Below are 21,483 nucleotides of genomic sequence, written 5' to 3' on the forward strand. Positions count from 1 at the left end.
TCAGGCGTACCTCTTGTTCAAACTGGACAAGAACAGGATGGCCTTTTGCATCAGGATAAACGCAAAGAGCAAAAGGCCGATCAGGATTTTCGTCCACCAGCTCGAGAGCGTCCCGTCGAAGGTGATGTATGTCTGAATAAGCCCCTGTATCAGGAGACCGATGAAGGTTCCCGCTACGAATCCTGCTCCCCCGGTCAGAAGAGTCCCCCCAATGACCACCGCCGCGATGGCGTCAAGTTCGACACCGACCGCCGCCAGGGAATATCCGGCAGACGTATAGAGCGAAAAAACGATTCCGGATAGGCCCGCCAAAAAGCCGGAGAGCGCGTAGATCCGGATGGTCGTTGGGCCGACCGGCACACCCATCAACTCCGCCGTCTGGACGCCACCGCCGAGCGCGTAGACATTTGCTCCAAAGCGGGTGCGATGCGCAATGAAGATGCCGGCGATGAAAACCAGCAGCATGACCCCACCGACCAACGTCAAGCGTCCGCCGCCCGGCAGGCGATAGTAGATGCCGGTCAGCGTCGAATAGTAATCGTGATCGATGGGAATACTGTCGATCGAAAGCACGTAGGACATGCCGCGCGCCAGGAACATGCCGGCAAGCGTCACGATGAAGGCCGGCATCTTCAGATAGTGGATCACCGCGCCCATCAGTCCACCGAAGGCAGTGGTGATGGCGAGAACCAACGCAAAGGCTGCCAGCGGATGAATCGAGGTGTCCCGCAGCACGACGGCAAGGAACACGCCGGTAAAGGCGATGACCGAGCCGATCGAAAGGTCGATACCACCCGAGATGATGACGAACGTCATGCCGACCGCGGCAATTCCCAGGAAAGCGTTGTCGGTCAGCAGATTGCCGGCGACGCGGGTCGAGAGCATGTTCGGGTACTGCAGCGCGCAGGCCGCATAGGAAAGGACGAAGATGACGATGGTTGCCAGGAGCGGCAGGTATTTCGAGTTCATTTCAACAGCTCCGCTCTGACTTCTGGCTTGCGGCTGAAGAAGACTGCGGCGGATTGCAGCGCAGGCGACTGGATGATGAGAATGATCAGAACGATCACGGCCTTGATGATCAGGTTGAATTCCGGGGGGAAACCGGACAGCAGGATGCCGGTATTGACTGCCTGGATGATCATCGCCCCGATCAGCGAGCCGAGAATGCTGAAGCGCCCGCCGAGGAGAGAATTACCGCCCACGACGACCGCCAGGATCGCATCGAGCTCCAGCCAGAGACCGGCATTGTTGGCATCAGCACCCTTGATGTCGGCGGCCACGATGACGCCCGCGACCGCCGCACAGAGCGCGCTCAGCATATAGACCGCCATCAAAAGAACGGGCGTGCGAACCCCGGAAAGCGTGCTGGCACGGCGATTTATGCCGACCGATTCGATCAGCATGCCGAGTGCGGTCCGTCTGACGAGCAGGATCACCAACGCGCCGGCGATCAGCCAGATCACGACGGGCATCGGCAAAAAGGCGAAGGAGCCGCTACCGAAGAATATCAGACCCGGATCATTGAACGTCATGATCACGCCTTCGGTGATCAGTTGGGCGATGCCGCGTCCGGCGACCATCAGCACAAGCGTGGCGATAATCGGCTGGATATTCAGGATCGCCACCAAGAAGCCGTTCCAAACGCCGCAAAGCAGCCCGACGCAAAGCGTCATGATCAGTGTGTAGGCCAGCGAATTGCCGGAGACGATCGACGATGCGGCAACCGCCCCGCAGATCGCTATGACGGCGCCGACGGAAAGATCGATGCCCTTCGTCGCGATCACCAGGGTCATGCCGATGGCGAGCAAGGCAACGGGGGCGCCGCGGTTCAGGACGTCGATCAGACTGCCATAGAGGCGGTCATTCTGAACGACGACATTAAAAAACTGCGGAAACATAATGAAATTCAACAAAAGAATGACGGCCAGCGCAATCAATTGCGGCGCCAGACGTATGGCAAGCGCCTTCAGCGAGGAACTCATGCATCCTCCATTTTCTGTTCGGCCGCGACGATCGCGTCGATGATGTGGGATGCCGTCAAGCGGTCTCCAGCAAGCTCGGCGATATGCTCGCGGTCGCGAAGGACGACGACGCGTGAACTATAGGCGACAAGCTCTTCCAATTCAGATGAAATCACGATCAGTGACATGCCCTTTGCACAAAGCTCCTCGATCAGCCGGATGATCTCCGCATGGGCACCGACATCGATGCCGCGCGTCGGCTCGTCGAGGATCAGGAAATCAGGATTGGTGGCAAGCCAGCGCGCGAGGATGGCTTTCTGCTGGTTGCCGCCCGAAAGTAGCCGGATCGGTTTCTCGCGGTCGGTCGTGCGGATATCGAGCGCCTTGATATATTGGTCCGCAAGAGCGTTCTGTTCGCCGCGCGACAGCGGTCTTGCCCAGCCACGGCGGGCTTGAAGCGCCAGCGCGATATTCTCGCGGATCGACAGATCGCCGATAATCCCGTCGGTCTTGCGGTCCTCCGGGCAGAAACCGAAGCCGTGCCTTATCGCAGCGCGCGGGCTCGACAACGCCACAATCTTTCCATCGATCATCGCCCTGCCGCTGTCGGCATGCTCTATACCGAAGAAAAGTTCTGCCGTCTCTGTACGTCCAGAACCGAGCAGGCCGGCTATGCCAACGACTTCGCCCACGCGAATGTCGAGATCGAAAGGCTTTACCTTGCCACGTTTGCCATAGCCCTCGAAGCGATATTTGACGCTGCCCGCAGCGGCCGTGCGTTCCTTTGCGGCCTCTTCCGTCTGCGCCAGTTCGCGGCCGAGCATCATCGGGATCAACGCCTGCCGCGGCAGTTCCGCCACTTCCCGGGTGCCGACAAGTCTGCCATTGCGAAGCACCGTGATACGGTCGCTGATTTCGTATACCTGTTCAAGAAAATGCGTAATAAAGACAATACCTAATCCACGCTTCTTCAAGTCATTGATGACATTGAAGAGCATTGCGACTTCGTGCGTATCGAGGCTCGCGGTCGGCTCGTCGAGGATCAGAACCTTGCCGGAAAGATCGACTGCACGGGCAATGGCGATCACCTGCTGGACGGCGACGGAAAAGCGCTCGAGCTGTGCCGTGACATCGATTTCCAAGCCATATTGCGCCAGCAGCTCGCGCGCCATCCGGTTCATTGCACGCGTATCGACCATGCCGAAACGCCGCGGCTGACGGCCAAGGAAAAGGTTCTCGGCGACGCTGAGATTCGGCAGGAGGTTCACCTCCTGATAGACGGTGCCGATGCCGAGCCTCTGTGCCGCCAGCGTATCGGAGGGGTCGATCTCGCTGCCCTCGAGCGCAAGCCTTCCCTCATCGCGGCGATAGGCGCCGGTCAGGCATTTGATGAGTGTGGATTTGCCGGCTCCGTTTTCGCCGAGCAGCGCATGGACTTCGCCCTTGCGAAGCTTGAAATCGACCTTGTCCAACGCCACAGCGCCGGGGAAGAATTTCGATATTCCGGACGCGATGAGAACGTTCTCGAAATCGTGAATCATGGCTCGATATTTTCCAGATATGACCGCTCACGCCCCTGCACTTGCCGGCACGAGTCCCGCTCGCACGGGCAGCGCCGCACCGTCCCTGGGGGACCGGTGCGGCCACAGTGTCAATTAGTAACCGAGGCCCTTTTTGGCTTCGTAGACCTTCATAGGATCATCAGCCGGCGTGTAGAGCTTCGATTCCGTCTGGATCCACTTCGGCGGCTCCTTCTTGTCCTTCAGGTAAGCGTCAAGCACATCGAATGCCGGGCCGGCCATGTTCGGCGTAAGCTCGACCGTCGCGTTGGCTTCGCCTGCCGCCATCGCCTGGAAGATGTCCGGAACGGCGTCAATCGAGACGACGAGGATATCCTTGCCGGGCTTTAGGCCGGCTTCCTTGATCGCCTGAATGCCGCCGACGGCCATATCGTCGTTGTGGGCATAAAGCGCGCAAATGTCCTTACCGCCGTTTTCAGCCTTCAGGAAGCTTTCCATGACTTCCTTGCCCTTGGCGCGGGTGAAGTCGCCGGTCTGGCTGCGCACGATCTTGAAGTTGTCGTGGCCGGCGAGTGCCTCCTCGAAGCCCTTCTTGCGGGCAATCGCCGGCGAGGAGCCGGTGGTGCCTTGCAATTCGACGATATTGCACTTCTTGTCGCCGGCATTCTTGACGAGCCACTCGCCCGCAACTTTGCCTTCATGGACCTGGTCGGAGGTCACAGCCGTCAGATAGAGATCATCCGGAGCCTTGATGGTACGGTCGAGCAGGATGACCGGGATTTCGGCTTCCTTGGCTTCCTTGAGGACATCGTCCCAGCCGGTTTCGACGACGGGAGCGAGGAAAATCGCGTTGACGCCTTGTGCAACGAAGGAGCGAAGCGCCTTGATCTGGTTCTCCTGCTTCTGCTGGGCATCCGAAAATTTCAGATCAACGCCGCGCTTCTCAGCTTCCTGCTTCGTCACCGTCGTCTCAGCGGCACGCCAGCCGGACTCCGAGCCGATCTGTGAAAAGCCCACGACCAGCTCACCTGCAGATGCGGAACCGAACATGCAGGCAGCCAGAACCGTGGCACTCAAAAGTGCATTTTTCAATTTCATGATTGTCTCTCCCAAATGCCGCTCCTCGCGGCGCAGGAGAGAAAAAATCATATAGTATTACTTTTGTAAATTACTATTTTAGGATGGCTCGCAAAAAAAAGGCGCTCCGAGAGGGAGCGCCTTTTGCGACTGCGAAAGCCAGCGATTATTGCGGCAGTTTGTCGTCGACGCCTTGGATGTAGAAGTTCATGCCGAGCAGCGTGCCATCATCGGCTTTCTCGCCATCCTTCAGCCAGGGCGTACCGTCCTGCTTGTTGATCGGGCCGGTGAAGGGATGCAGTTCGCCGGACTTGATCTTGGCCTCGGTTTCTTCGGCCATTTTCTTCACGTCGTCCGGCATGTTCGTGTAGGGCGCCATGGTCAGGATGCCGTCCTTCAGGCCGTCCCAGATCTGTTCAGACTTCCAGGTGCCGTCGAGCAGGGCCTTTGTGCGCTTGGTATAGTAGGCGCCCCATGTGTCGACGATTGCCGTCAACTGGGTCTTCGGACCGGCCTTGATCATGTCCGATGCCTGACCGAAGGCCATGATGCCGCGTTCGGCAGCAACCTGCATCGGCGCCGTGGTGTCGGTGTGCTGTGTCAAGATGTCGACACCCTGGTCGATCAGTGCCTTGGCGGCGTCCGCTTCCTTGCCCGGGTCGAACCAGGTGTTGGCCCATACGACCTTCAGCTTGAAGTCGGGATTGACGGACTTCGCGCCGAGTTCGAATGCGTTGATCCCCATCACCACTTCCGGGATCGGGAAGGAAGCAATGTAGCCAGCGAGGCCCTTCTTCGACATCTTGGCGGCGATCTGGCCCTGAATGTAGCGGCCCTCATAAAAGCGCGAATTGTACGTCGCGACGTTTTCCGCTGCCTTGAAGCCCGTTGCGTGCTCAAACTTCACCTTCGGGAACTTCTGGGCGACCTTGACGGTGGCATCCATGAATCCGAATGAGGTGGTGAAGATCAGCGAGCAGCCAGAGCGGGCCATGCGCTCGATCGCGCGCTCGGCATCCGGGCCCTCCGGAACGCTTTCGAGGTAAGGTGTTTCGACCTTGTCGCCGAATTCCTTTTCAACTTGCAGGCGGCCGTTTTCATGGGCTTGCGTCCAGCCGCCGTCCGTGCGGGTACCGACATAGATGAAGCAGACCTTGGTCTTGTCTGCGGCTTGTGCGGCCGAACCGACGCTGATTAAAAGCGCTGCTGTTGCCGCAAGTGCGAGTGCTAGTTTCTTCATTTTAGCCCCTGTTGGTTGGGAGTTTGAAAACCCGTCTGTTGTTGTGCGTCACCGGTCAGGCACGAAAGCCTTGCCAAGCGATGCCGGCGTATTGATCAACGTCGTGCGCCGATTATGAGAAATGACAATGAGAACGACAATAGTCGCGGCATAAGGCAGCATCGAAAGAAACTGCGACGGAATGCCGATCCCAAAGGCCTGCGCGTGAAGCTGGCCGATCGAGACCGCACCGAATAGATAGCCTCCAGCAAGCACCCGCCACGGCCGCCAGGACGCAAAGACGACGAGCGCAAGCGCGATCCAGCCGCGCCCCGCCGCCATGTTCTCCACCCATTGCGGCGTATAGACGAGCGATAGCTGCGCGCCGGCAAGCCCTGCACAGGCGCCGCCGAACATGACCGCCAGGTAGCGGGTACGAATGACATCGATCCCGAGCGCGTGTGCCGAACTGTGATTGTCGCCGATCGCCCGCAACTTCAGGCCTCTGCGGCTTTTGAAGAGGAACCAGTTGATCCCGATGACGAGTGCAATCGACAGGTAGAACACCAGATCCTGATGAAAAAGCACCGGTCCGATGAAGGGAATTTCGGAAAGATACGGAATGTAGATCTGCGGAACCTTGATGCCGGGGATGCCGACATAGCTCTCGCCGAGCATCCCGGAGGCCCCAAGCCCGAGGATCGTAAGCGCAAGACCGGTCGCGACCTGATTGGTTACCAGCGTCAGCGTCAGGAAGCCGAAGAGAAGCGAAAACGCTGCCCCGGTCGCGATACCGGCCAGCAGGCCGACATAAGGCGATCCGGTGGCCTGGGCAGCCGCAAAGGCGCCGACAGCGCCCATGATCATCATACCCTCAACGCCAAGGTTCAAGACACCAGCGCGCTCTGTCACAAGTTCGCCGAATGCAGCGATCACGAGAGGCGTGGCAGCCGTGATGACGGTCAGCAAGATGGCTTCGAAGATCATTGTGCCACCTTTCCGGTGACTACCTGCACCCGCGACCAGACGATCCTGATCCTGTAGAAGATCAGGGTGTCGCACGAGAGGACGAAAAAGAGCAGAAGCCCCTGGAAGACACGCGTCACCTTGTCGGACACCCCGATCGAGAGCTGTGCCGCCTCGCCGCCGAGATAGGTAAGCGCCAGCACGAGGCCGGAAGCGGTGATGCCGAGGGGATTGAGGCGTCCGAGAAAGGCGACGATGATCGCCGTGAAGCCGTAACCCGGCGAAATGGCCGGCTGCAGGTGGCCGATCGAACCGGATACTTCGGAAATGCCGGCGAGACCGGCAAGCGCACCGGACAACAGAAAGCTGAACCAGATCATCCGCCTCGAGGAGAAGCCCGCAAAGCGCCCTGCCCGCTCGGACTGGCCGAGCACAACGATCTCGAAGCCCTTCAGCGTATAACGCATCATAAACCAGACAAGGACCGCTGCGAGGATCGCGAAGATGAAGGCCCAGTGCGCGCGTCCCGACTCCTCCCAGATAGCCGGAAGGACCGCCTCTGGAGCAAAGTCGCGCGACACGGGAAAATTGAAGCCCTTCGGATCGCGCCAGGCACCACGGATCAACCAATCGAGGAAAAGCTGGGCGATATAAACCAGCATCAGCGAAGTCAGGATTTCATTGGTATTGAAGTGCGCCTTCAAGAGTGCCGGGATGGCGGCGAAGAGCGCGCCGCCGATGGCGCCCATGAGGAGCATCAGCGGTAGAACGAGCGGCGAATGCCAATCGTAGAAGACGATCGGCAGGATCGAGCCTGCGATCGCGCCGATGGTGAACTGGCCCTCGGCACCAATATTCCAGTTGTTTGAGCGGTAGCAAACCGAAAGGCCGACTGCGATCAGGATGAGCGGCGCCGCCTTGATCGCCAGTTCGTGCAGCGACCATACTTCAAGCAAGGGTTCGACGAAGAAGGCGTTCAGCGCCCCGACCGGATCCTTGCCGAGCAGAGCGAACATGATACTGCCTGCAACCAGCGTCAGCACCAGTGCCAGGAGCGGCGAAATAAACCCGAAGAGTTTCGAGACCTGCGGCCGTTTTTCGAGTTCAATGCGCATCGGCGGTCTCCGCGGCAGGCCCGCTTTCATGTAGACCGCCCATCAGGATGCCGATCTGCTCGCGGGTCAGTTCACCGGCCGGGAACGGCGGCGAAAGACGCCCTTCCGAAATGACGGCGATATCGGTTGCGACTTCGAATATCTCATCGAGGTCCTGACTGATGACGACGACGGCAGAGCCGGCGCGTGCAAGATCGACGAGCGCCTGACGAATGTGGCTCGCAGCCCCCGCGTCGACGCCCCAGGTCGGCTGATTGACGACGAGGACCACCGGCTGGCGGTCGAGCTCCCGACCGACGATGAACTTCTGGAGATTGCCGCCCGACAACGCCGCCGCGGCGGGATCCTCACCGCTCTTGCGGACGTCCATGCTTTCCGAAATGCGTTTTGCCGCACTCCTCACCGCTCCGCGCCGGATGACCTTGAGAAAGCCGCCGCCAAGGAACGCCTTGCGGTCCGACTGGCTGCGCGCAAGCACCACATTGTCCGAAAGCTTCAGGGCCGAAACTGCGGCGTGGCCGTGTCGCTCTTCCGGGACGAAGCCTGCACCGAGCAGGCGGCGGGCGGTGATGCCCTGCGTGCCGACAGGCTTCCTTCGGATCATGATCGCGTCAGGCTGCGCCACCGGATATTCGCCGGACAAGGCGTCGAAAAGCTCGCCCTGCCCGTTTCCGGCAACACCGGCAATCGCCAAGATTTCGCCGGAGCGGACCGCAAGCGACACATCCCTGAGCGGTGTGGCAAAGGGCGTGCGCGGAGCGACCGAAAGGCTCGTTACTGCAAGTTGAACGTCCCCCACATTGCCGCGATCGGGATGGCTCACGCTCGGCACGTGGGAGCCGACCATCATTCTGGCGAGGGACCCGGGAGTCTCCCGCTTTGGATCGCAAGCGCCGGTAACCCTGCCGTGGCGAAGCACGGTTGCGCGATCGCAAATGCGTTGCACCTCCTCTAGGCGATGGCTGATATAGAGCACCGAGCGGCCCTCCGCCTTCAGCTTGAAGAGCGTTTCGAAGAGTTTGTCGGCCTCCTGCGGCGTTAGAACTGAGGTCGGCTCGTCGAGGATGATCAGCTTCGGATTCTGGAGCAAAGCGCGGACGATTTCGATGCGCTGACGCTCCCCGACGGAAAGATCGGCCACATGGGCGTGCGGATCGAGCGGCAGTCCGTAAGCGCGCGACAATGCCCTCGCCTCTTCGGCGATACGGCCGATCGGAATCTTGTCATCGAGGGAGAGCGCGATATTTTCGGCGACCGTCAGGGCTTCGAAGAGCGAAAAATGCTGAAAGACCATGCCGATGCCGAGCTTGCGGGCTTCTCCAGGCGCGCCAACCGCAACCGGCTTTCCCTCCCAAAGGATATCGCCGGCCGTCGGCTCCAAAACGCCAAACAGCATCTTCACCAGCGTGGACTTGCCTGCGCCGTTCTCTCCGAGAAGCGCGTGTATTTCGCCCTGAGCGATATCGAGATCGATTTCGTTGCAGGCGGTAAAGCTACCGAAGAGCTTCGTCAGTTTCTTGACCGACAATAACGCACCGGACGGCAGCGCATTCAATGACGACACGTTCCCCTCATTTCCCTCTGCCGACCTGTCCGTTTCGGATCGTTTATGGGATCAGCAGAGTAGTTCCCGTAGTTCTTCTTGCTTCTAGATCCGTGTGAGCCCGTCCCACCTCACGCAACGGATAGGTTTGGTTGATATTGATACGCACTTTGCTGCTTAGCACAATATCAAATAGAGCGTTTGCACAGGCGGTCAGTTCATCGCGCGCGGCGATGTAGGTGAATAGCGTCGGCCTGGTTGCATAAAGCGACCCCCGCTGCGCCAGCATCGCCATCGTGAAATTCTCAATAGCGCCAGAGGATTGACCGAAGGAGACAAACATGCCGCGCGGCTTCAGACAGTCGAGCGATTGCGGGAAGGTATCACGGCCGATTGAGTCATAGACGACGTCCACGCCCTTGCCGCCGGTGACCTCACGAACGCGGTCAAGGAAGTTTTCCGCCCTGTAGTTGATGACGTGATCGTAGCCATGCTCGAGCGCGAGCTTCACCTTGTCTTCCGAGCCGACGGTACCGATCACGGTTGCGCCCAGCGCCTTTGCCCATTGCCCTGCGATGAGGCCGACGCCGCCCGCGGCGGCATGGAAAAGCAGAACCGTCTCAGGGCCGACCTTGAATGTTCGGTTCAGCAGATATTCGGCGGTCATGCCCTTCAGCATCATCGCGGCTGCTGTTTCCAGGCTGATCGCGTCGGGCACCTTGACGAGGTGCTTGGTCTCCACATTCCGCTCGACGCTGTAGGCGCCGTCGGCACCGGCATAGGCAACCCGGTCACCGACTGCGAAATCGTCGACGCCAGGCCCGATCGCCGTCACCGTGCCTGCCGCTTCCTTCCCGGCGATGAAGGGTAGATGCGCCGCCTTATAAGTTCCATCGCGGAAATACACGTCGATGAAATTGAGGCCTATTGCAGCGTGCCTGATCTGGACCTGGTCGGCGGATGGCGGCGGCAAATCGACATCGACATACTCAAGAACCTCAGGACCACCATTGCGGCTGAAAGCAATCGCCTGCGTCTTTGTCATAACCGCCTCCTATTCGCTACGTCCCAGCGCCGGGAAGAACTGCAGCACTGCGCCGATGCAATAAAGATAGACACCGCTGATCACGAAGAGAATGACGGCCCACTGCGGCATACTGAAGTGCATGAGCAGCGAATACATGCCGAGCGCCGACCAGAAGAAGAAAACGCCGAGATTGATGAACCGCAGACGCTGGACGCGCACCGGATGCAGGAAATTGATTGGCAGGAATGTGAGGATCACCGAGACGATCACCACCGTCAGGGCGGTCGCAGCGCTTGCGTCGATGACGAAGAGCGTAAAGACGATCATATTCCAGACGACAGGGAAACCGGAGAAAAAATACTCCTCGGTCTTCATACCCATATCGGCATAGTAGATGGCGCTCGACACGACGATCATGCCGGCCGCGGCAAAAGACCAGGGTTCACCAATCATGCCGCTCTGGTAAAGTGCGAAAGCCGGCAACAGCACGTAGGTCACATAATCGATAATATTGTCGAGCGTGTCGCCCGACCAGTTGGGCAGCACCTCCTTCACCCGCACCTTGCGGGCGATGGGACCGTCAATGCCGTCGACGAGCAAAGCAAGGCCCAACCACCAGAACATATCGATGAAGCGGTGCTCGGCTGCGGCGACCACGCCGAGAAATGCAAGGAAAGAGCCGGACGCTGTCAAAATATGGACGGAAAAGGCGCGTATCTCTGCATAAGGAACGCGCTTGTAGTTGAAAATCTTCATGTTTCCCCGTACCGCCTGCCACCGCTTAAAACCTGCCGGCAGCGTTTTGGCCTAATATGCATCCTTTGCCCCGCTTCGCCAGCGCAAAAACGACGAGATCACGCAGGCATTGATACCTGACAATGATATGCATATTTCCTACTGATAGCGTCGCAGAGAATGGAATGCCTTTAAATTCCAGCGTATTTGTAATATCTGCCTCGCATCAGACCGATCATGCGACGAATACGGGATCCGATACCGAATGAACGCTCCAGCAAAGACCGAAGATTTCGCCTCCGCCGTTCCGGCAAATGTCTATGCCGAAACGGTGCTGAGCGTCACGCACTATACGGACCGGCTCTTCCGCTTCACGATGACCCGGCCGCAGGGATTCCGTTTCCGTTCCGGTGAATTCGCGATGATCGGCCTCATGGTCGATGGCAAGCCGATTTTTCGTGCCTACTCCATTGCAAGCCCAGCCTGGGCCGAAGAACTCGAATTCTTCTCGATCAAGGTGCCGGACGGCCCGCTCACGTCGCATCTCCAGGGCATCAGGCCAGGCGATCAGGTTCTGATGCGCAAGAAGCCGACGGGTACGCTGGTGCTCGACGCGTTGACGCCAGGGAAGCGGCTTTACATGTTCTCGACTGGAACGGGCATCGCGCCCTTCGCAAGCCTTATCCGCGATCCGGATACCTACGAGAAGTACGAGGAAGTGATCCTCACCCATACGACGCGCGAGGTCGCGGAACTAAAATACGGGTTCGATCTGATAGAAGAGATCCGGAACGACGAACTGCTAAGCGAGATCGTCGGCGACAAACTGCGTCACTATGCGACAGTCACCCGCGAGGATTTCGAATATCGCGGTCGCATCACCGACCTGATCTCCTCCGGTAAGCTCTTTACCGATCTTGGCGTTCCGCCGCTCGACCCGGCAATCGACCGCGGCATGATTTGCGGCTCTTCCGCCATGCTGAAGGACACTAAGGAACTGCTCGAAAAGGCAGGCTTTGAAGAAGGCGCCAACAGCAAGCCGGCCGAATTCGTCATCGAACGCGCCTTCGTCGGCTGACGGTTTTTGATTTATTGATTGAACGGCTCCGGAGACGGGGCCGTTTCTATTTGTGGCTGAGATAATCGATCAAGGCCGCCATTGCCTGCCGCGACTCGTCGGCCTTGCCCTGCTGGATGGCGCGAATAACCGTGACGTGCAGCGCGATCGAGCGGTCCATCCGATCCGGAGTGGCAGTAGAATACCAAAGACGGCGTGAATGTGTCTGTACAGGCCCGAGCGCCGCGGTGATGAACGTATTCGGGCAAGCCTCTTCGAGAAGCTCGTCGAATGCCTTGTCGGCAGCGAAGAAGGCGGCAAGATCGCCATCGACCGCGCAATTGGTCATTGTGCGGGCGCAGTCTATCAGCGCCGCCCGCTGCTCGTCCGTCGCATGCTTTGCGACCAGCGACGCAGCAATAGGCTCCAGTTCCCTGCGCACCTGCATGACATTGGCATGATCGTCCGGTTTGATCTCCGCCACCTGCAGCCCGACCCGCGGCCTGACGATGATGAGCCCCTGCCAGGCAAGCTTCTGGATCGCTTCGCGCACCGGCGTACGGCCGTGACCGGCAATATCGATCAGCTGCTTTTCGGTCACCAGCGCGCCCGGCTTCAACACCAGCGTCACAATCGCGTGTTCAAGTGCGAGATAGGCCAGATGGCTCTGTGAACTCTGCATTCGATAGTCCATATTCTATTCTGATATATCAGATACTGACACGGCGCAAATCAGATGGCAAGCTAGCGTGATATATCAGAGTCAATGTGGCGCGGCGTATTTCCTGCAGTAACGACGAATTTCACTGAGAACGGCGAGCTAGATCTTGATGAAGCGCGCGCCATCTACCCCTGGTTCCGGCCGCTGCTCGAACTCGATGTGTCGACCTTCCTCGTCCAGAACATCAAGCTTGCGGAAGTCTAAGCCATCCAGTCGAACGACCGCGTCCGCGTCCTCGCCTGCCGCTTTCCGGCGAACAGCGCCAGCGCGTCATTGACGTAATTGAAAAGGCACTGGCGAACCGCCCGGACCTGCCGAAGTTCTGAGCAATCGGCAACGGAGTGTTCAAAGGGCGGGCATCACCGGCCTTGTTCATTCGTGCCGTAAGGCTTCGATCGGATTCAGCTGCGCTGCCCTTCGCGCCGGGAAATAGCCGAAAATCATGCCGATTGCGGCCGAGAAGACGAAGGCGACGGCGATCATCAGCGGGCTGACGACGAAGGGAACCTTCAAGAGCGTCACGGCTGTAAAGCCGATGCCTAATCCGAATACGATGCCCGTTATGCCGCCGAAGAGCGACAGCGCAACCGCCTCGACCAGGAACTGCAACAGTACCTGCGTCTCCAATGCCCCGATCGCGAGCCGGATGCCGATCTCCCGCGTGCGTTCAGTGACCGACACTAGCATGATGTTCATGATGCCGATCCCGCCGACCAGAAGGCTGATTGCGGCGACAGCGCCAAGCAATCCCGTGAGCAATGTCGTCGTGCCCGTCATGGCCTCGGCGATCTGCGTCATATCGTTGACGTTGAAATCGTCTTCGCGGCCCGGAATGATCTTGCGGCGCTCGCGCAGCAGGTTCTCGGTCTCCGTCTGAACCTTGGAGGTCGAAACGCCATCACGGGCCGAAATGACGATCATCTGGACATTGGCGTTGGCTCTGCCGCCGATCCGACGCTGATAGATCTTCACGGGCATGATCACGACATCGTCCTGGTCAGTGCCCATGCCCGATTGCCCGCGCTTCGCCAGCACGCCGATGACGCCGCAGGACACCTTGCCCACGCGAACCTGCTGCCCTGTTGGATTGGCCGCGCCGAAAAGCTGCGATCGTACCGTCTCGCCGAGAATGCAGCGGGCACGGCCCCGCTCTTCCGCCGCCTCGAAGGTGCGGCCGAGGGCTATGTCCCAGTCCTGCGCGATAAAATAGTCGTTGGTCGTGCCCATGACGGTAGTCGAATGACTCTGGCCACCGTAGATTGCCGTCGCCGTCGTCTGGTTGAGCGGCGCGACTGCGCGTAGGCCAGTTAGCTGATCGCGGATTGCATCCACATCCTTAACGGTGAACCGTCTCGCCTCGGAGCTCGCGCGCCCCGGACCAAACTGGCCCGGACGCACGAAGAGCATGTTGGTTCCAAGCCGCGAGAGCTCCGTGGAGACTTGCTCGGTGGTGCCGTTGCCGATCGTCACCAAGGCGATGACGGCGGCAACGCCGATAACGACGCCGAGCACGGTGAGGAAGGAACGCAGGATGTTGCGGCTAATGGCGCGCAGCGCGAGTTTCAGCGTTTCAAGAAACATGATCCGCCTCGCCCTGATGCGCGACCTCTGCTTCGAGCTTTCCATCGACGAAACGGAGGATGCGCCCTGCATAGGCCGCGATGTCGGGTTCATGCGTGACCATGACGACGGTGATGCCCTGCTCCCGGTTCAGCCGCGTCATCAGATCCATGATCTCGGCGCTGGTTTTCGTGTCGAGATTGCCGGTCGGCTCGTCGGCAAGCAGCAGAGCTGGTTCGGTGACGATCGCGCGCGCGATTGCCACGCGCTGCTGCTGGCCACCGGAAAGCTCCTGCGTCTTATGGTGCTCTCGGCCCGTCAGTCCGACCAAGCCAAGCGCTTCCTTGGCGCGCCGGTGGCGCTCGCCCGCTGCAACACCGCGGTAAATCAGCGGCAACTCTACATTCTCGACCGCCGATGTCCGCGCGAGAAGATTGAACCCCTGGAAAACGAAGCCTAGCATATGGCGTCTCAGCAGCGTCAGCTGACTGCGATCGAAACCGGTCGTGGAGATGCCCTGGAAGACGTAGTCCCCGGCGCTCGGAACATCGAGGCAGCCGAGGATATTCATTGCCGTCGACTTACCCGAACCCGACGGCCCCATGATCGCGACGAATTCATGGGTGCCAATCCGTAGATCGACATGGTCGAGCGCGCGGATCGCCGCCTCGCCGTGACCGTAAGTCTTCGATACCTGCCTGAATTCGAGAAGCGGCGGACTGGTCATCGTTCGCCCGCCTATCGCGTCCGTGTCGTCGCGTCGGTCACAAGCGCATCGCCTACCTTGAGTTCACCGGCCGTGACCTGTGTGAACTGGCCGTCCGAGGAACCAACCTGGATGACGAGAGGCACCTGGCGGCCCTCGCGCAACACCCAGACGCGCCGTTTGGCGCCCGTGAGCGCTTCACGCCCGTTGCCGCCGGAGCGAGGCCCCATACGCGGCGGGCGGAAAAGACCGAAGATGCCACGGCTGCCGCGCGATTCGGTTTCTGGCGGTGCATAGCGCAACGCAGCATTCGGCACCATCAGGGTATCCTTCACGGCCTCGACAGTAATATCCGCCGTTGCCGTCATACCCGGGCGCAGCAGGAGATCAGCGTTGTCGACCGAAAGCACGGCCTTGTAGGTGACGACATTGTTGGTCGTCTCGGAGGCGAAGCGAATCTGCTCAATCTCGGCGGGAAAGGACTTGTTCGGATAGGCGTCGACCGTGAAGGTCGCCTTCTGCCCGACGCCAATCTGGCCGACATCGGCCTCGTCCACATCGACCTGCAGTTCCATCTTCCTGAGATCGCCGGCGATGGTGAAGAGAACTGGCGCGGAAAGCGACGCGGCGACGGTGGCACCCGGATCGACAGAGCGGGTCAGGATAACGCCGTCAACCGGCGAAACAATCCTTGCCTTGGCAAGGTTGACCTCGGCGAGCCGCAGGTCGGCCTCGGCAGAGAGCACTTCCGCCTCGTTGATCTGCTTCGTGGCTGCGGCGGATTCGTATTTGTAGGTCGCATCGTCAAGGCTCTGCTGCGTCGAGACGCTGCCTTTGACGAGGCTCCTCAAGCGCTCCAGCGAAACCTGCGCCGACAGCAGATCGGCATGCGCCTTCAACACATTCGCCTTGGCCGAGTCGAGCTTCGCGCGCGAGCTCTTCACATCAGCCTCCAGTTTGTTCGTATCGAGAACTGCCAGCACCTCGCCGGATTTGACCTCGCTGTTGTAATCGACATTGACGTCGCGCACGGTGCCGGAAAGTTCGCTCGATATGTCGACCTGCTCCGTAGGCTGCACCGAGCCGGTCGCCGTCACTAGAACCGTCAGGTCGCCGCGCTTTGCCGGCTGCGTCGCATAGCTGTATCCGTTGCCGCTGCGGCCGGTGTAAAAATAGGTACCGGTCCCCGCGAACGCGATCAATGCTGCAGCGGCGATTAGGCGGCCGCGCCAGCGGCGGCCATTGCCGCGCTTGGCGGAGGCCGAAAGGATGGCAGCAAGATCGGTATTGGCTGCTGCAGCCTTCCTGCCGGTTCCGGAATCGTCCATAAAACCCTCAAATCGAAAATAGAAGCGCCTGCTCCGTTTACCATCCAGATAGTCATAGCGAAGATGAACCGGAAATTAGCGTTAGGGGCGCATTCGCACGGAATGACGAAAAAGTGCAATTAAATCTTGGTAATGAAAGTCCGCTTTTAGCCGGCATCTTCATGATACTGGTCGGTCCCCTGCAGCGGATGCAGCCAGCTTTCGCGGCGTTTGATCCAGACCTCGTAGAGCGGCGCGATTTCCATCGGTGCATCATCGAGAGATCCAAGCCGGAGCTCCGCCTCCTTCTCGGTAAGACAAAACAGCCGACTGCCGCATGCCGCACAGAAGCTGCGGCCTTCATATGTCGCGACCGAACCGGAGTGCTCGAATGCTGCGAGCGGCCACACGGCGAACGTGACGAAGGCCGAGCCGCTCTCCTTCCGGCAGTCCGCACAGTGGCAGAGCCCGGCGCGAAGCGGCTCGCCCTTCACTTCATATCTGACGGCGCCGCAAAGGCAGCCCCCAGTGCGCATTCTCATCAGGCGTCAAAATCCAGGGGCAGCGTCGGCGGCTTGCGCTTGGCGGCCATCAGGAGATCGAGTTCGGTCGCCGACGGTCCGAATTTTTCATAGAGCCGCTTGGCCTCCTTTTCATCCAAACGGTATTTCCGGGCGAATTCGCTTATGCTGTAAGGCCGGCCGCGCAACACTCTGCGCGTCGGCACCGTCTGATTGGCAGAGTCGGCCATGGCAACCTCCTTCTTACAACTCGGAAGTTAGGGCGTTCAGGGCCGTTGGGAAGCTTGCGGAAGCCCGAAAAGCGACAGACTGAAGGTTCGAATCGTTGAGAAGGATGCCATGCCCTCCGCAGCGCAGAGCGAAACACCCGCCGCCAGTTGGTGTAGGAGACCCCTTTAATGATGCCTCGGATCGGAACGCATACGGTGGATATTTACCGGCTGTTATCCTTACCGGTTCATTGAAATGGACCGACTCAACGAAAGCCGATCAACGTTATCGGGCCGTAGAACACCCCTCCCCGCTACGGCAGGAGACCTGGCAATCGGGCTACAGGAGGTTCGCGGCTGGGTCTCCGCCTTTACCGGTTCTCGGATCCGGAAAAGAAAGGCCGCTCGACGGCAGGCCTCACTGTCCTGCTGCTATTTAGCCGATCCGCATCGCGTCCATGATTTCATGGGTGGTTTCTCGAAGTCCCTCTTGGCAACATAGTGCTCAGCAGTCGGTAGCTTATGTGCCGCAGGGACTTCCGCAACCTTCTCAGTCTCCTTTCGCCCTGCAGTTAAGTTACTGTCTAAGTACTTCCAGGTTCCGAAGAGTAAGCCGAACAAGGAAAAGAAGAACAGCACTTCGCAAATGATTTGCTGGCTGGCCATTTTTTCATCGCCTTGCTAACCGCACCCCCCAAAAAATAGTCCATATGTCACTTCCAAGTCACTCGACAATAAACGTCAAGTATGTTGAGTATTCATTGCTCAGCTAATCAACTTTCTAGGACTCGCGATACTTGCATGACACAAATTCGAAATGCACTTCTGACCGTTGAGGCATGGGCGCGATACCCGGTGTCCGACTCTGAGGAAATGGACGCCAACTTGCCGGGTCTCAGTGAGGCGTGGGAGATGGATCTAGTTGAGGAAAACAGTTCCGGCTTCGACGGCTGCATGCATTTCTCATTGACCCGCGCTGGTGTAGAGTTCCTTCACGGCCCTCAACCTTCGCTAGGTGATGTAATATTGAGATCGGCACGACGCCTGTTCGGTCAGATCGTTGGATATCCTATCTCCTGAACGACTTGGACCCGGTCAACATTGCCACCTTAGCCGTGCCGTTCGCCCAATTGATATGCAGATGTCGCCGACGCGGTAGTCAGCCTTGAAGACATTGCTGTCGCGGGCGGTCGAGACCATGTGCGCTGGTTGTCTCCGTCAAGCTGGTTTGAGCATTCGATGCCCTTGCCGGCTTGCGAGATAGGCAACACGGCTGAACTGATTGAATGGATCTTCCCTCACCGGCCGTGCCGTCAGAGCTGTCCAGTGCTGGGCACAGGGTTGTCTCCGCGGTCGACAAATGTCGCCGCACAATGGTCTTCGCAGGTTGGATCTTCCTAATGTTCGAAGCGCAGTCTCAACGAGCTGCAGATCCGTTAGTGATCCAGAAGTCCTTGAGTTGTGCCTGCGCCAGTGGATTCTTGCCGATATCGAGAGGCCGAGCGCACAGACGCAGTAACACGCTGTCCGACAGCGCCAATACTGTGGAGGTTTGACCGGCGCAATGCTAACAGATCTTGGTGATACGCTGCCAGCGCCGAGCACAGGCTTGAGGCGCGCCAGGTGATGGCATGCGGCGCAACAAAAATCTCGCTGCATCATCATTTCATTTGCTTCTAAATTAGACTTCGGTAGTGTTCCCCCATGAGGCGGGAGGATTTCCATGGAACGCGTTGAGCCGGAAAATGCAGATTCCATTATGGCAACGAAGGTCTGGTCGGTAACGGAGTTTTGCGCGCGGCATCGATTGGACGAGGAAGAAGAAACGAGACTACTTCAGCTGTTTGGTCCATTCGCGACTGCATTCGAACTCATGCATAACGCCAAACGGGCACCGAAGTGGCGGTAGTCCGTGCGACATGGGTGTGGGGCGCGTCCTGCGTCATTTTGCTTGGTTTACCTTGAGCGCGACGGGATGCCCCAAAAGGAGAAGGCCGCTCGATAACGGCTTGTGAATCTGGCCTATATCGGATCGTCACCAGCGCCATGTGACAGCCATTGCCGAACGCGAGCTTGTAGCGCCCGACATCGTCCCGACCTCCTCGAGTGTGGAACCGCGAATGGCTGCTTCTTCGAACCGCGCTACCAATGGCCCAAGAATCAAACTCCGCCAGCCTTTTGACTCCATCGATCCTGGCAAATGACCTTGGCGTCTCCTTCCGCACGTTCTTCTGGGGTGCGCTCAGCAAGAGGTTGGGCCGGTGGCTTTGCTGGTCGCGACACTATCGTTAACAGCCGCTAACTTTCCCATATTCATCTCTCCTAAAATATGGTACCGCGGTTCACCGTTTGGAGACTTTGCGATGCGACGTTTCAATCTTCGACATGAAGTCGATGACAAGTGGCTTGTTGTGGATGGGCTCACGATGGAGCCTGCCACGCTCGGTGACGTGAAGGTGAGTGGCATGTCTTGGGCCGAGGCCTGTGACTTTGTCGACTTGATGAACTCTCTGGACGCTATCGAACGAGATTCGAGCCGCTATGCAGCACCTTTCGCTGCGGAGTGATTGTCGTTCGCGGCCCACGGTGCTCCGGGGTGGCTGATGCGCACCTCTTCCCGACGCCACGTTGCACTTTCGTAGAGCGTGTCATCCACCTTCCCGGCCTGCGCCGCGCTCGTGAAAGCGCCTTCCGTCGGATGTTTTCATCACCCGCGGGCCGTAAAGCCGCGCGTCCGCGCTCAGCTCAAATCGAACAGCGTAAGGGTTCACGCGCCCGCGCATGATAGCGAGGCCCGAAATGACGAAGCTTGTCTAGCGTGGATTTCGACAGGCCGGCATAGAACGCGGTTTCTTTCACATGAGTGTTCGCGGCATCAGAGCTGATGCCCGGAAAGGAGGTGAAACGCGCGCAAATAAGGACTTTGGTTAAACCGGCACGGTCAGATTCGTTGGAACGGGTCGACGCATCAGGGCGCGCCATAAGACAGTTATCTTAGCTTGCGTTCACACCGCGCATGCGGCTCTCGAGATGGAAAGCTGATCATCGCTCACCCGCAGTTCATCGAGTATCGTGTGACAAGCGAGGATTCGGCACAGGTACACGTAAAGCCTCTAATTAGATCGCAATTCCTCCAGCGTCATCACCATATCAATGGCCTGCGCTCGACCTTCGGTCCTGCCGTCGCGACGCTGCTCGATCCGCTGTTCTGGGCCTTCAATAAACTGTCGTCGACAATGCGGGCATCAGCTTGCTGCACCGCGCTCCAATATGAATTCCATTGGCCGACTTTTGCTCGCTTGCCGATAGAATGGCGCCGGATTCGGCTACATGCTTTGCGGTGCGATATTGCACGCGAAATTCAACAAAGCGGACGACAGTGTGACCGTTTGCATCGGCGAGCGTACCGGCCGCCGACAGACCTGCCATAACAGCGTGCCATTGCCTGCTGGTTTCTTCGAAATCCTCGCCATCAACGTAGGTCAGCGACCAGTCCGGCTCGCGGTGCGTACGCGGGTGGCCACAGGTACGGAGGTCGAACCGCCGTTGCTCGCACTCCACCCCTCCCGTCATTGGTTCCAGGGGTGGGCCGGGTCGAGAGGGCGGCCGTTGACGTCGCATCCGATGACATAGCCGCGCTTCTCCTCGCGCTGGATCAGGCCATCGTGATGTAGTGCGCAGACGCTCTCATGATTGTTCGGATCGATGAACAGCGCCCAATCTCCTCTGTGAGGCGTGTGATGGTTCACGACCGTTGCCTCTGCGACGGTCTCCGATTGGAGACAGCGTTCGCAAAGCCGGTGCCTAGCGAACTGAGTAGTACGAGCAGCCTTCCAGGCCTTGAGGCCGTAGCATTTGCGATACTTCTTTGCCTTAGTCGACCTGTGGTCCGGAACCTTGGATTCGGTCACACGTTCAGCACCTGCAGTGGAAGGAGGACCCCAATGGCAGACGACAAGAGCAAGCGTGGCAAGCCTGACCGGAGCCGAGTAGCGGCTGGTGAGCCGTACGAGGTGAATTATTTTGCCCGAAAGCACCGCATCTCAAAGGAACAGGCTGAGAAGATAGTGAAGAAACACGGGCGTGATCGTGAGGCCGCAAACAAGGCGGCAGAAAAGATAAAATAGCAAAAGCGGCAGGGAGCCTGCGTTACAAGCTCGACTTGCCGCAGATCACCTATCGCGGAGGAGGCGCGCCAGGCGATGGGTGTACGACGCAAAAAAAGGCGCGCCAACACAT

At 58.9% G+C, this 21,483-nt stretch carries 22 protein-coding genes and 1 pseudogene; 5 read left to right on the forward strand and 18 right to left on the reverse strand.

From position 1 onward, the window contains the following. The 10 genes from yjfF to pcsA form a co-directional block, all read right to left on the reverse strand. Window positions 1–969 (reverse strand): galactofuranose ABC transporter, permease protein YjfF, encoded by a 969-nt coding sequence (gene yjfF, locus BLP23_RS22980; RefSeq protein WP_092587096.1) that lies wholly within the window; start codon window positions 967–969, stop codon window positions 1–3. Then, window positions 966–1,982, reverse strand: coding sequence for an ABC transporter permease (locus BLP23_RS22985; protein ID WP_092587097.1), 1,017 nt, complete (start codon window positions 1,980–1,982; stop codon window positions 966–968). Before BLP23_RS22985 ends, yjfF begins: the two co-directional genes overlap by 4 nt. Then, window positions 1,979–3,502, reverse strand: coding sequence for a galactofuranose ABC transporter, ATP-binding protein YtfR (gene ytfR / locus BLP23_RS22990; protein ID WP_092587098.1), 1,524 nt, complete (start codon window positions 3,500–3,502; stop codon window positions 1,979–1,981). The genes BLP23_RS22985 and ytfR overlap by 4 nt, the downstream gene beginning before the upstream one ends. 114 nt (window positions 3,503–3,616) lie before the next feature. Then, the gene (gene ytfQ / locus BLP23_RS22995) at window positions 3,617–4,579 is read right to left on the reverse strand and encodes a galactofuranose ABC transporter, galactofuranose-binding protein YtfQ (protein ID WP_092587099.1); all 963 of its coding nucleotides are present in this window, start codon (window positions 4,577–4,579) and stop codon (window positions 3,617–3,619) included. A gap of 145 nt (window positions 4,580–4,724) precedes the next feature. Beyond that, a complete protein-coding gene (locus tag BLP23_RS23000; protein ID WP_092587100.1) occupies window positions 4,725–5,798 on the reverse strand; it encodes a BMP family ABC transporter substrate-binding protein in 1,074 nt (357 codons plus the stop codon). 48 nt (window positions 5,799–5,846) lie between these two features. Next, window positions 5,847–6,764, reverse strand: a complete 918-nt coding sequence (locus BLP23_RS23005; RefSeq protein ID WP_092587101.1) for an ABC transporter permease — start codon at window positions 6,762–6,764, stop codon at window positions 5,847–5,849. Further along, window positions 6,761–7,858: an ABC transporter permease gene (locus BLP23_RS23010; protein ID WP_092587102.1), complete on the reverse strand. Its 1,098-nt coding sequence runs from the start codon at window positions 7,856–7,858 to the stop codon at window positions 6,761–6,763. Before BLP23_RS23010 ends, BLP23_RS23005 begins: the two co-directional genes overlap by 4 nt. Continuing rightward, window positions 7,848–9,413: an ABC transporter ATP-binding protein gene (locus tag BLP23_RS23015; RefSeq protein WP_092587103.1), complete on the reverse strand. Its 1,566-nt coding sequence runs from the start codon at window positions 9,411–9,413 to the stop codon at window positions 7,848–7,850. Before BLP23_RS23015 ends, BLP23_RS23010 begins: the two co-directional genes overlap by 11 nt. A gap of 52 nt (window positions 9,414–9,465) precedes the next feature. Beyond that, complete coding sequence (locus BLP23_RS23020) at window positions 9,466–10,446, reverse strand: quinone oxidoreductase family protein (RefSeq protein ID WP_092587104.1); 981 nt, start codon at window positions 10,444–10,446, stop codon at window positions 9,466–9,468. A gap of 9 nt (window positions 10,447–10,455) precedes the next feature. After that, window positions 10,456–11,184 carry a phosphatidylcholine synthase gene (pcsA, locus tag BLP23_RS23025; protein ID WP_092587105.1) on the reverse strand — a complete coding sequence of 243 codons (729 nt, stop codon included), beginning with the start codon at window positions 11,182–11,184 and terminating at the stop codon, window positions 10,456–10,458. Between the two features lie 244 nt (window positions 11,185–11,428). Between pcsA and BLP23_RS23030 the strand changes: the two genes are divergently transcribed. Next, window positions 11,429–12,241: a ferredoxin--NADP reductase gene (locus tag BLP23_RS23030; protein WP_092587106.1), complete on the forward strand. Its 813-nt coding sequence runs from the start codon at window positions 11,429–11,431 to the stop codon at window positions 12,239–12,241. A 46-nt stretch (window positions 12,242–12,287) separates the two neighbouring features. On the opposite strand, the gene BLP23_RS23035 is transcribed toward BLP23_RS23030, so the two are convergent. Next, window positions 12,288–12,902, reverse strand: coding sequence for a GntR family transcriptional regulator (locus BLP23_RS23035; protein WP_092587339.1), 615 nt, complete (start codon window positions 12,900–12,902; stop codon window positions 12,288–12,290). A 144-nt stretch (window positions 12,903–13,046) separates the two neighbouring features. Between BLP23_RS23035 and BLP23_RS23040 the strand changes: the two are divergent. After that, window positions 13,047–13,267: pseudogene (locus BLP23_RS23040) on the forward strand (dihydrodipicolinate synthase family protein); the annotation flags it as partial. Between the two features lie 46 nt (window positions 13,268–13,313). Here BLP23_RS23040 and BLP23_RS23045 read toward each other — a convergent pair. The 5 genes from BLP23_RS23045 to BLP23_RS23065 all read right to left on the reverse strand — a co-directional run bounded on the left by BLP23_RS23045 (window position 13,314) and on the right by BLP23_RS23065 (window position 17,265). Then, window positions 13,314–14,522: an ABC transporter permease gene (locus tag BLP23_RS23045; RefSeq protein WP_092587107.1), complete on the reverse strand. Its 1,209-nt coding sequence runs from the start codon at window positions 14,520–14,522 to the stop codon at window positions 13,314–13,316. After that, the gene (locus tag BLP23_RS23050) at window positions 14,512–15,228 is read right to left on the reverse strand and encodes an ABC transporter ATP-binding protein (protein ID WP_092587108.1); all 717 of its coding nucleotides are present in this window, start codon (window positions 15,226–15,228) and stop codon (window positions 14,512–14,514) included. Before BLP23_RS23050 ends, BLP23_RS23045 begins: the two co-directional genes overlap by 11 nt. An 11-nt stretch (window positions 15,229–15,239) precedes the next feature. Continuing rightward, window positions 15,240–16,535 (reverse strand): efflux RND transporter periplasmic adaptor subunit, encoded by a 1,296-nt coding sequence (locus BLP23_RS23055; RefSeq protein WP_092587109.1) that lies wholly within the window; start codon window positions 16,533–16,535, stop codon window positions 15,240–15,242. A gap of 146 nt (window positions 16,536–16,681) precedes the next feature. Continuing rightward, window positions 16,682–17,056: a GFA family protein gene (locus BLP23_RS23060; protein WP_092587110.1), complete on the reverse strand. Its 375-nt coding sequence runs from the start codon at window positions 17,054–17,056 to the stop codon at window positions 16,682–16,684. Beyond that, window positions 17,056–17,265, reverse strand: coding sequence for a hypothetical protein (locus BLP23_RS23065; RefSeq protein ID WP_022715550.1), 210 nt, complete (start codon window positions 17,263–17,265; stop codon window positions 17,056–17,058). Before BLP23_RS23065 ends, BLP23_RS23060 begins: the two co-directional genes overlap by 1 nt. 1,702 nt (window positions 17,266–18,967) lie before the next feature. Between BLP23_RS23065 and BLP23_RS23080 the strand changes: the two genes are divergently transcribed. Next, window positions 18,968–19,153: a hypothetical protein gene (locus tag BLP23_RS23080; protein ID WP_092587113.1), complete on the forward strand. Its 186-nt coding sequence runs from the start codon at window positions 18,968–18,970 to the stop codon at window positions 19,151–19,153. Between the two features lie 454 nt (window positions 19,154–19,607). After that, window positions 19,608–19,811: a hypothetical protein gene (locus BLP23_RS23085; RefSeq protein WP_022715545.1), complete on the forward strand. Its 204-nt coding sequence runs from the start codon at window positions 19,608–19,610 to the stop codon at window positions 19,809–19,811. A gap of 649 nt (window positions 19,812–20,460) precedes the next feature. On the opposite strand, the gene BLP23_RS34095 is transcribed toward BLP23_RS23085, so the two are convergent. Together BLP23_RS34095 and BLP23_RS23095 are read right to left on the reverse strand one after the other, a co-directional pair. Then, a complete protein-coding gene (locus BLP23_RS34095; RefSeq protein ID WP_208603185.1) occupies window positions 20,461–20,817 on the reverse strand; it encodes a hypothetical protein in 357 nt (118 codons plus the stop codon). Then, window positions 20,814–21,155 carry a hypothetical protein gene (locus BLP23_RS23095; protein WP_092587115.1) on the reverse strand — a complete coding sequence of 114 codons (342 nt, stop codon included), beginning with the start codon at window positions 21,153–21,155 and terminating at the stop codon, window positions 20,814–20,816. Before BLP23_RS23095 ends, BLP23_RS34095 begins: the two co-directional genes overlap by 4 nt. A 33-nt stretch (window positions 21,156–21,188) precedes the next feature. Between BLP23_RS23095 and BLP23_RS23100 the strand changes: the two genes are divergently transcribed. Then, entirely contained in the window at window positions 21,189–21,371 is a 183-nt protein-coding gene (locus BLP23_RS23100) for a DUF3606 domain-containing protein (RefSeq protein ID WP_092587116.1), read from the forward strand. The last annotated feature ends 112 nt before the right edge of the window (window positions 21,372–21,483 follow it).

The organism is Rhizobium mongolense subsp. loessense (genome assembly GCF_900099775.1).
Lineage (GTDB): Bacteria > Pseudomonadota > Alphaproteobacteria > Rhizobiales > Rhizobiaceae > Rhizobium > Rhizobium loessense.

Bases quoted from the DNA above. Each gene is read 5' to 3' on its own strand.
- yjfF (WP_092587096.1), bottom strand. From the start codon at position 969: ATGAACTCGAAATACCTGCCGCTCCTGGCAACCATCGTCATCTTCGTC.
- BLP23_RS22985 (WP_092587097.1), bottom strand. From the start codon at position 1,982: ATGAGTTCCTCGCTGAAGGCGCTTGCCATACGTCTGGCGCCGCAATTG.
- ytfR (WP_092587098.1), bottom strand. From the start codon at position 3,502: ATGATTCACGATTTCGAGAACGTTCTCATCGCGTCCGGAATATCGAAA.
- ytfQ (WP_092587099.1), bottom strand. From the start codon at position 4,579: ATGAAATTGAAAAATGCACTTTTGAGTGCCACGGTTCTGGCTGCCTGC.
- BLP23_RS23000 (WP_092587100.1), bottom strand. From the start codon at position 5,798: ATGAAGAAACTAGCACTCGCACTTGCGGCAACAGCAGCGCTTTTAATC.
- BLP23_RS23005 (WP_092587101.1), bottom strand. From the start codon at position 6,764: ATGATCTTCGAAGCCATCTTGCTGACCGTCATCACGGCTGCCACGCCT.
- BLP23_RS23010 (WP_092587102.1), bottom strand. From the start codon at position 7,858: ATGCGCATTGAACTCGAAAAACGGCCGCAGGTCTCGAAACTCTTCGGG.
- BLP23_RS23020 (WP_092587104.1), bottom strand. From the start codon at position 10,446: ATGACAAAGACGCAGGCGATTGCTTTCAGCCGCAATGGTGGTCCTGAG.
- pcsA (WP_092587105.1), bottom strand. From the start codon at position 11,184: ATGAAGATTTTCAACTACAAGCGCGTTCCTTATGCAGAGATACGCGCC.
- BLP23_RS23030 (WP_092587106.1), top strand. From the start codon at position 11,429: ATGAACGCTCCAGCAAAGACCGAAGATTTCGCCTCCGCCGTTCCGGCA.
- BLP23_RS23035 (WP_092587339.1), bottom strand. From the start codon at position 12,902: ATGCAGAGTTCACAGAGCCATCTGGCCTATCTCGCACTTGAACACGCG.
- BLP23_RS23045 (WP_092587107.1), bottom strand. From the start codon at position 14,522: ATGTTTCTTGAAACGCTGAAACTCGCGCTGCGCGCCATTAGCCGCAAC.
- BLP23_RS23050 (WP_092587108.1), bottom strand. From the start codon at position 15,228: ATGACCAGTCCGCCGCTTCTCGAATTCAGGCAGGTATCGAAGACTTAC.
- BLP23_RS23055 (WP_092587109.1), bottom strand. From the start codon at position 16,535: ATGGACGATTCCGGAACCGGCAGGAAGGCTGCAGCAGCCAATACCGAT.
- BLP23_RS23060 (WP_092587110.1), bottom strand. From the start codon at position 17,056: ATGAGAATGCGCACTGGGGGCTGCCTTTGCGGCGCCGTCAGATATGAA.
- BLP23_RS23065 (WP_022715550.1), bottom strand. From the start codon at position 17,265: ATGGCCGACTCTGCCAATCAGACGGTGCCGACGCGCAGAGTGTTGCGC.
- BLP23_RS23080 (WP_092587113.1), top strand. From the start codon at position 18,968: ATGGAACGCGTTGAGCCGGAAAATGCAGATTCCATTATGGCAACGAAG.
- BLP23_RS23085 (WP_022715545.1), top strand. From the start codon at position 19,608: ATGCGACGTTTCAATCTTCGACATGAAGTCGATGACAAGTGGCTTGTT.
- BLP23_RS34095 (WP_208603185.1), bottom strand. From the start codon at position 20,817: ATGACGGGAGGGGTGGAGTGCGAGCAACGGCGGTTCGACCTCCGTACC.
- BLP23_RS23100 (WP_092587116.1), top strand. From the start codon at position 21,189: ATGGCAGACGACAAGAGCAAGCGTGGCAAGCCTGACCGGAGCCGAGTA.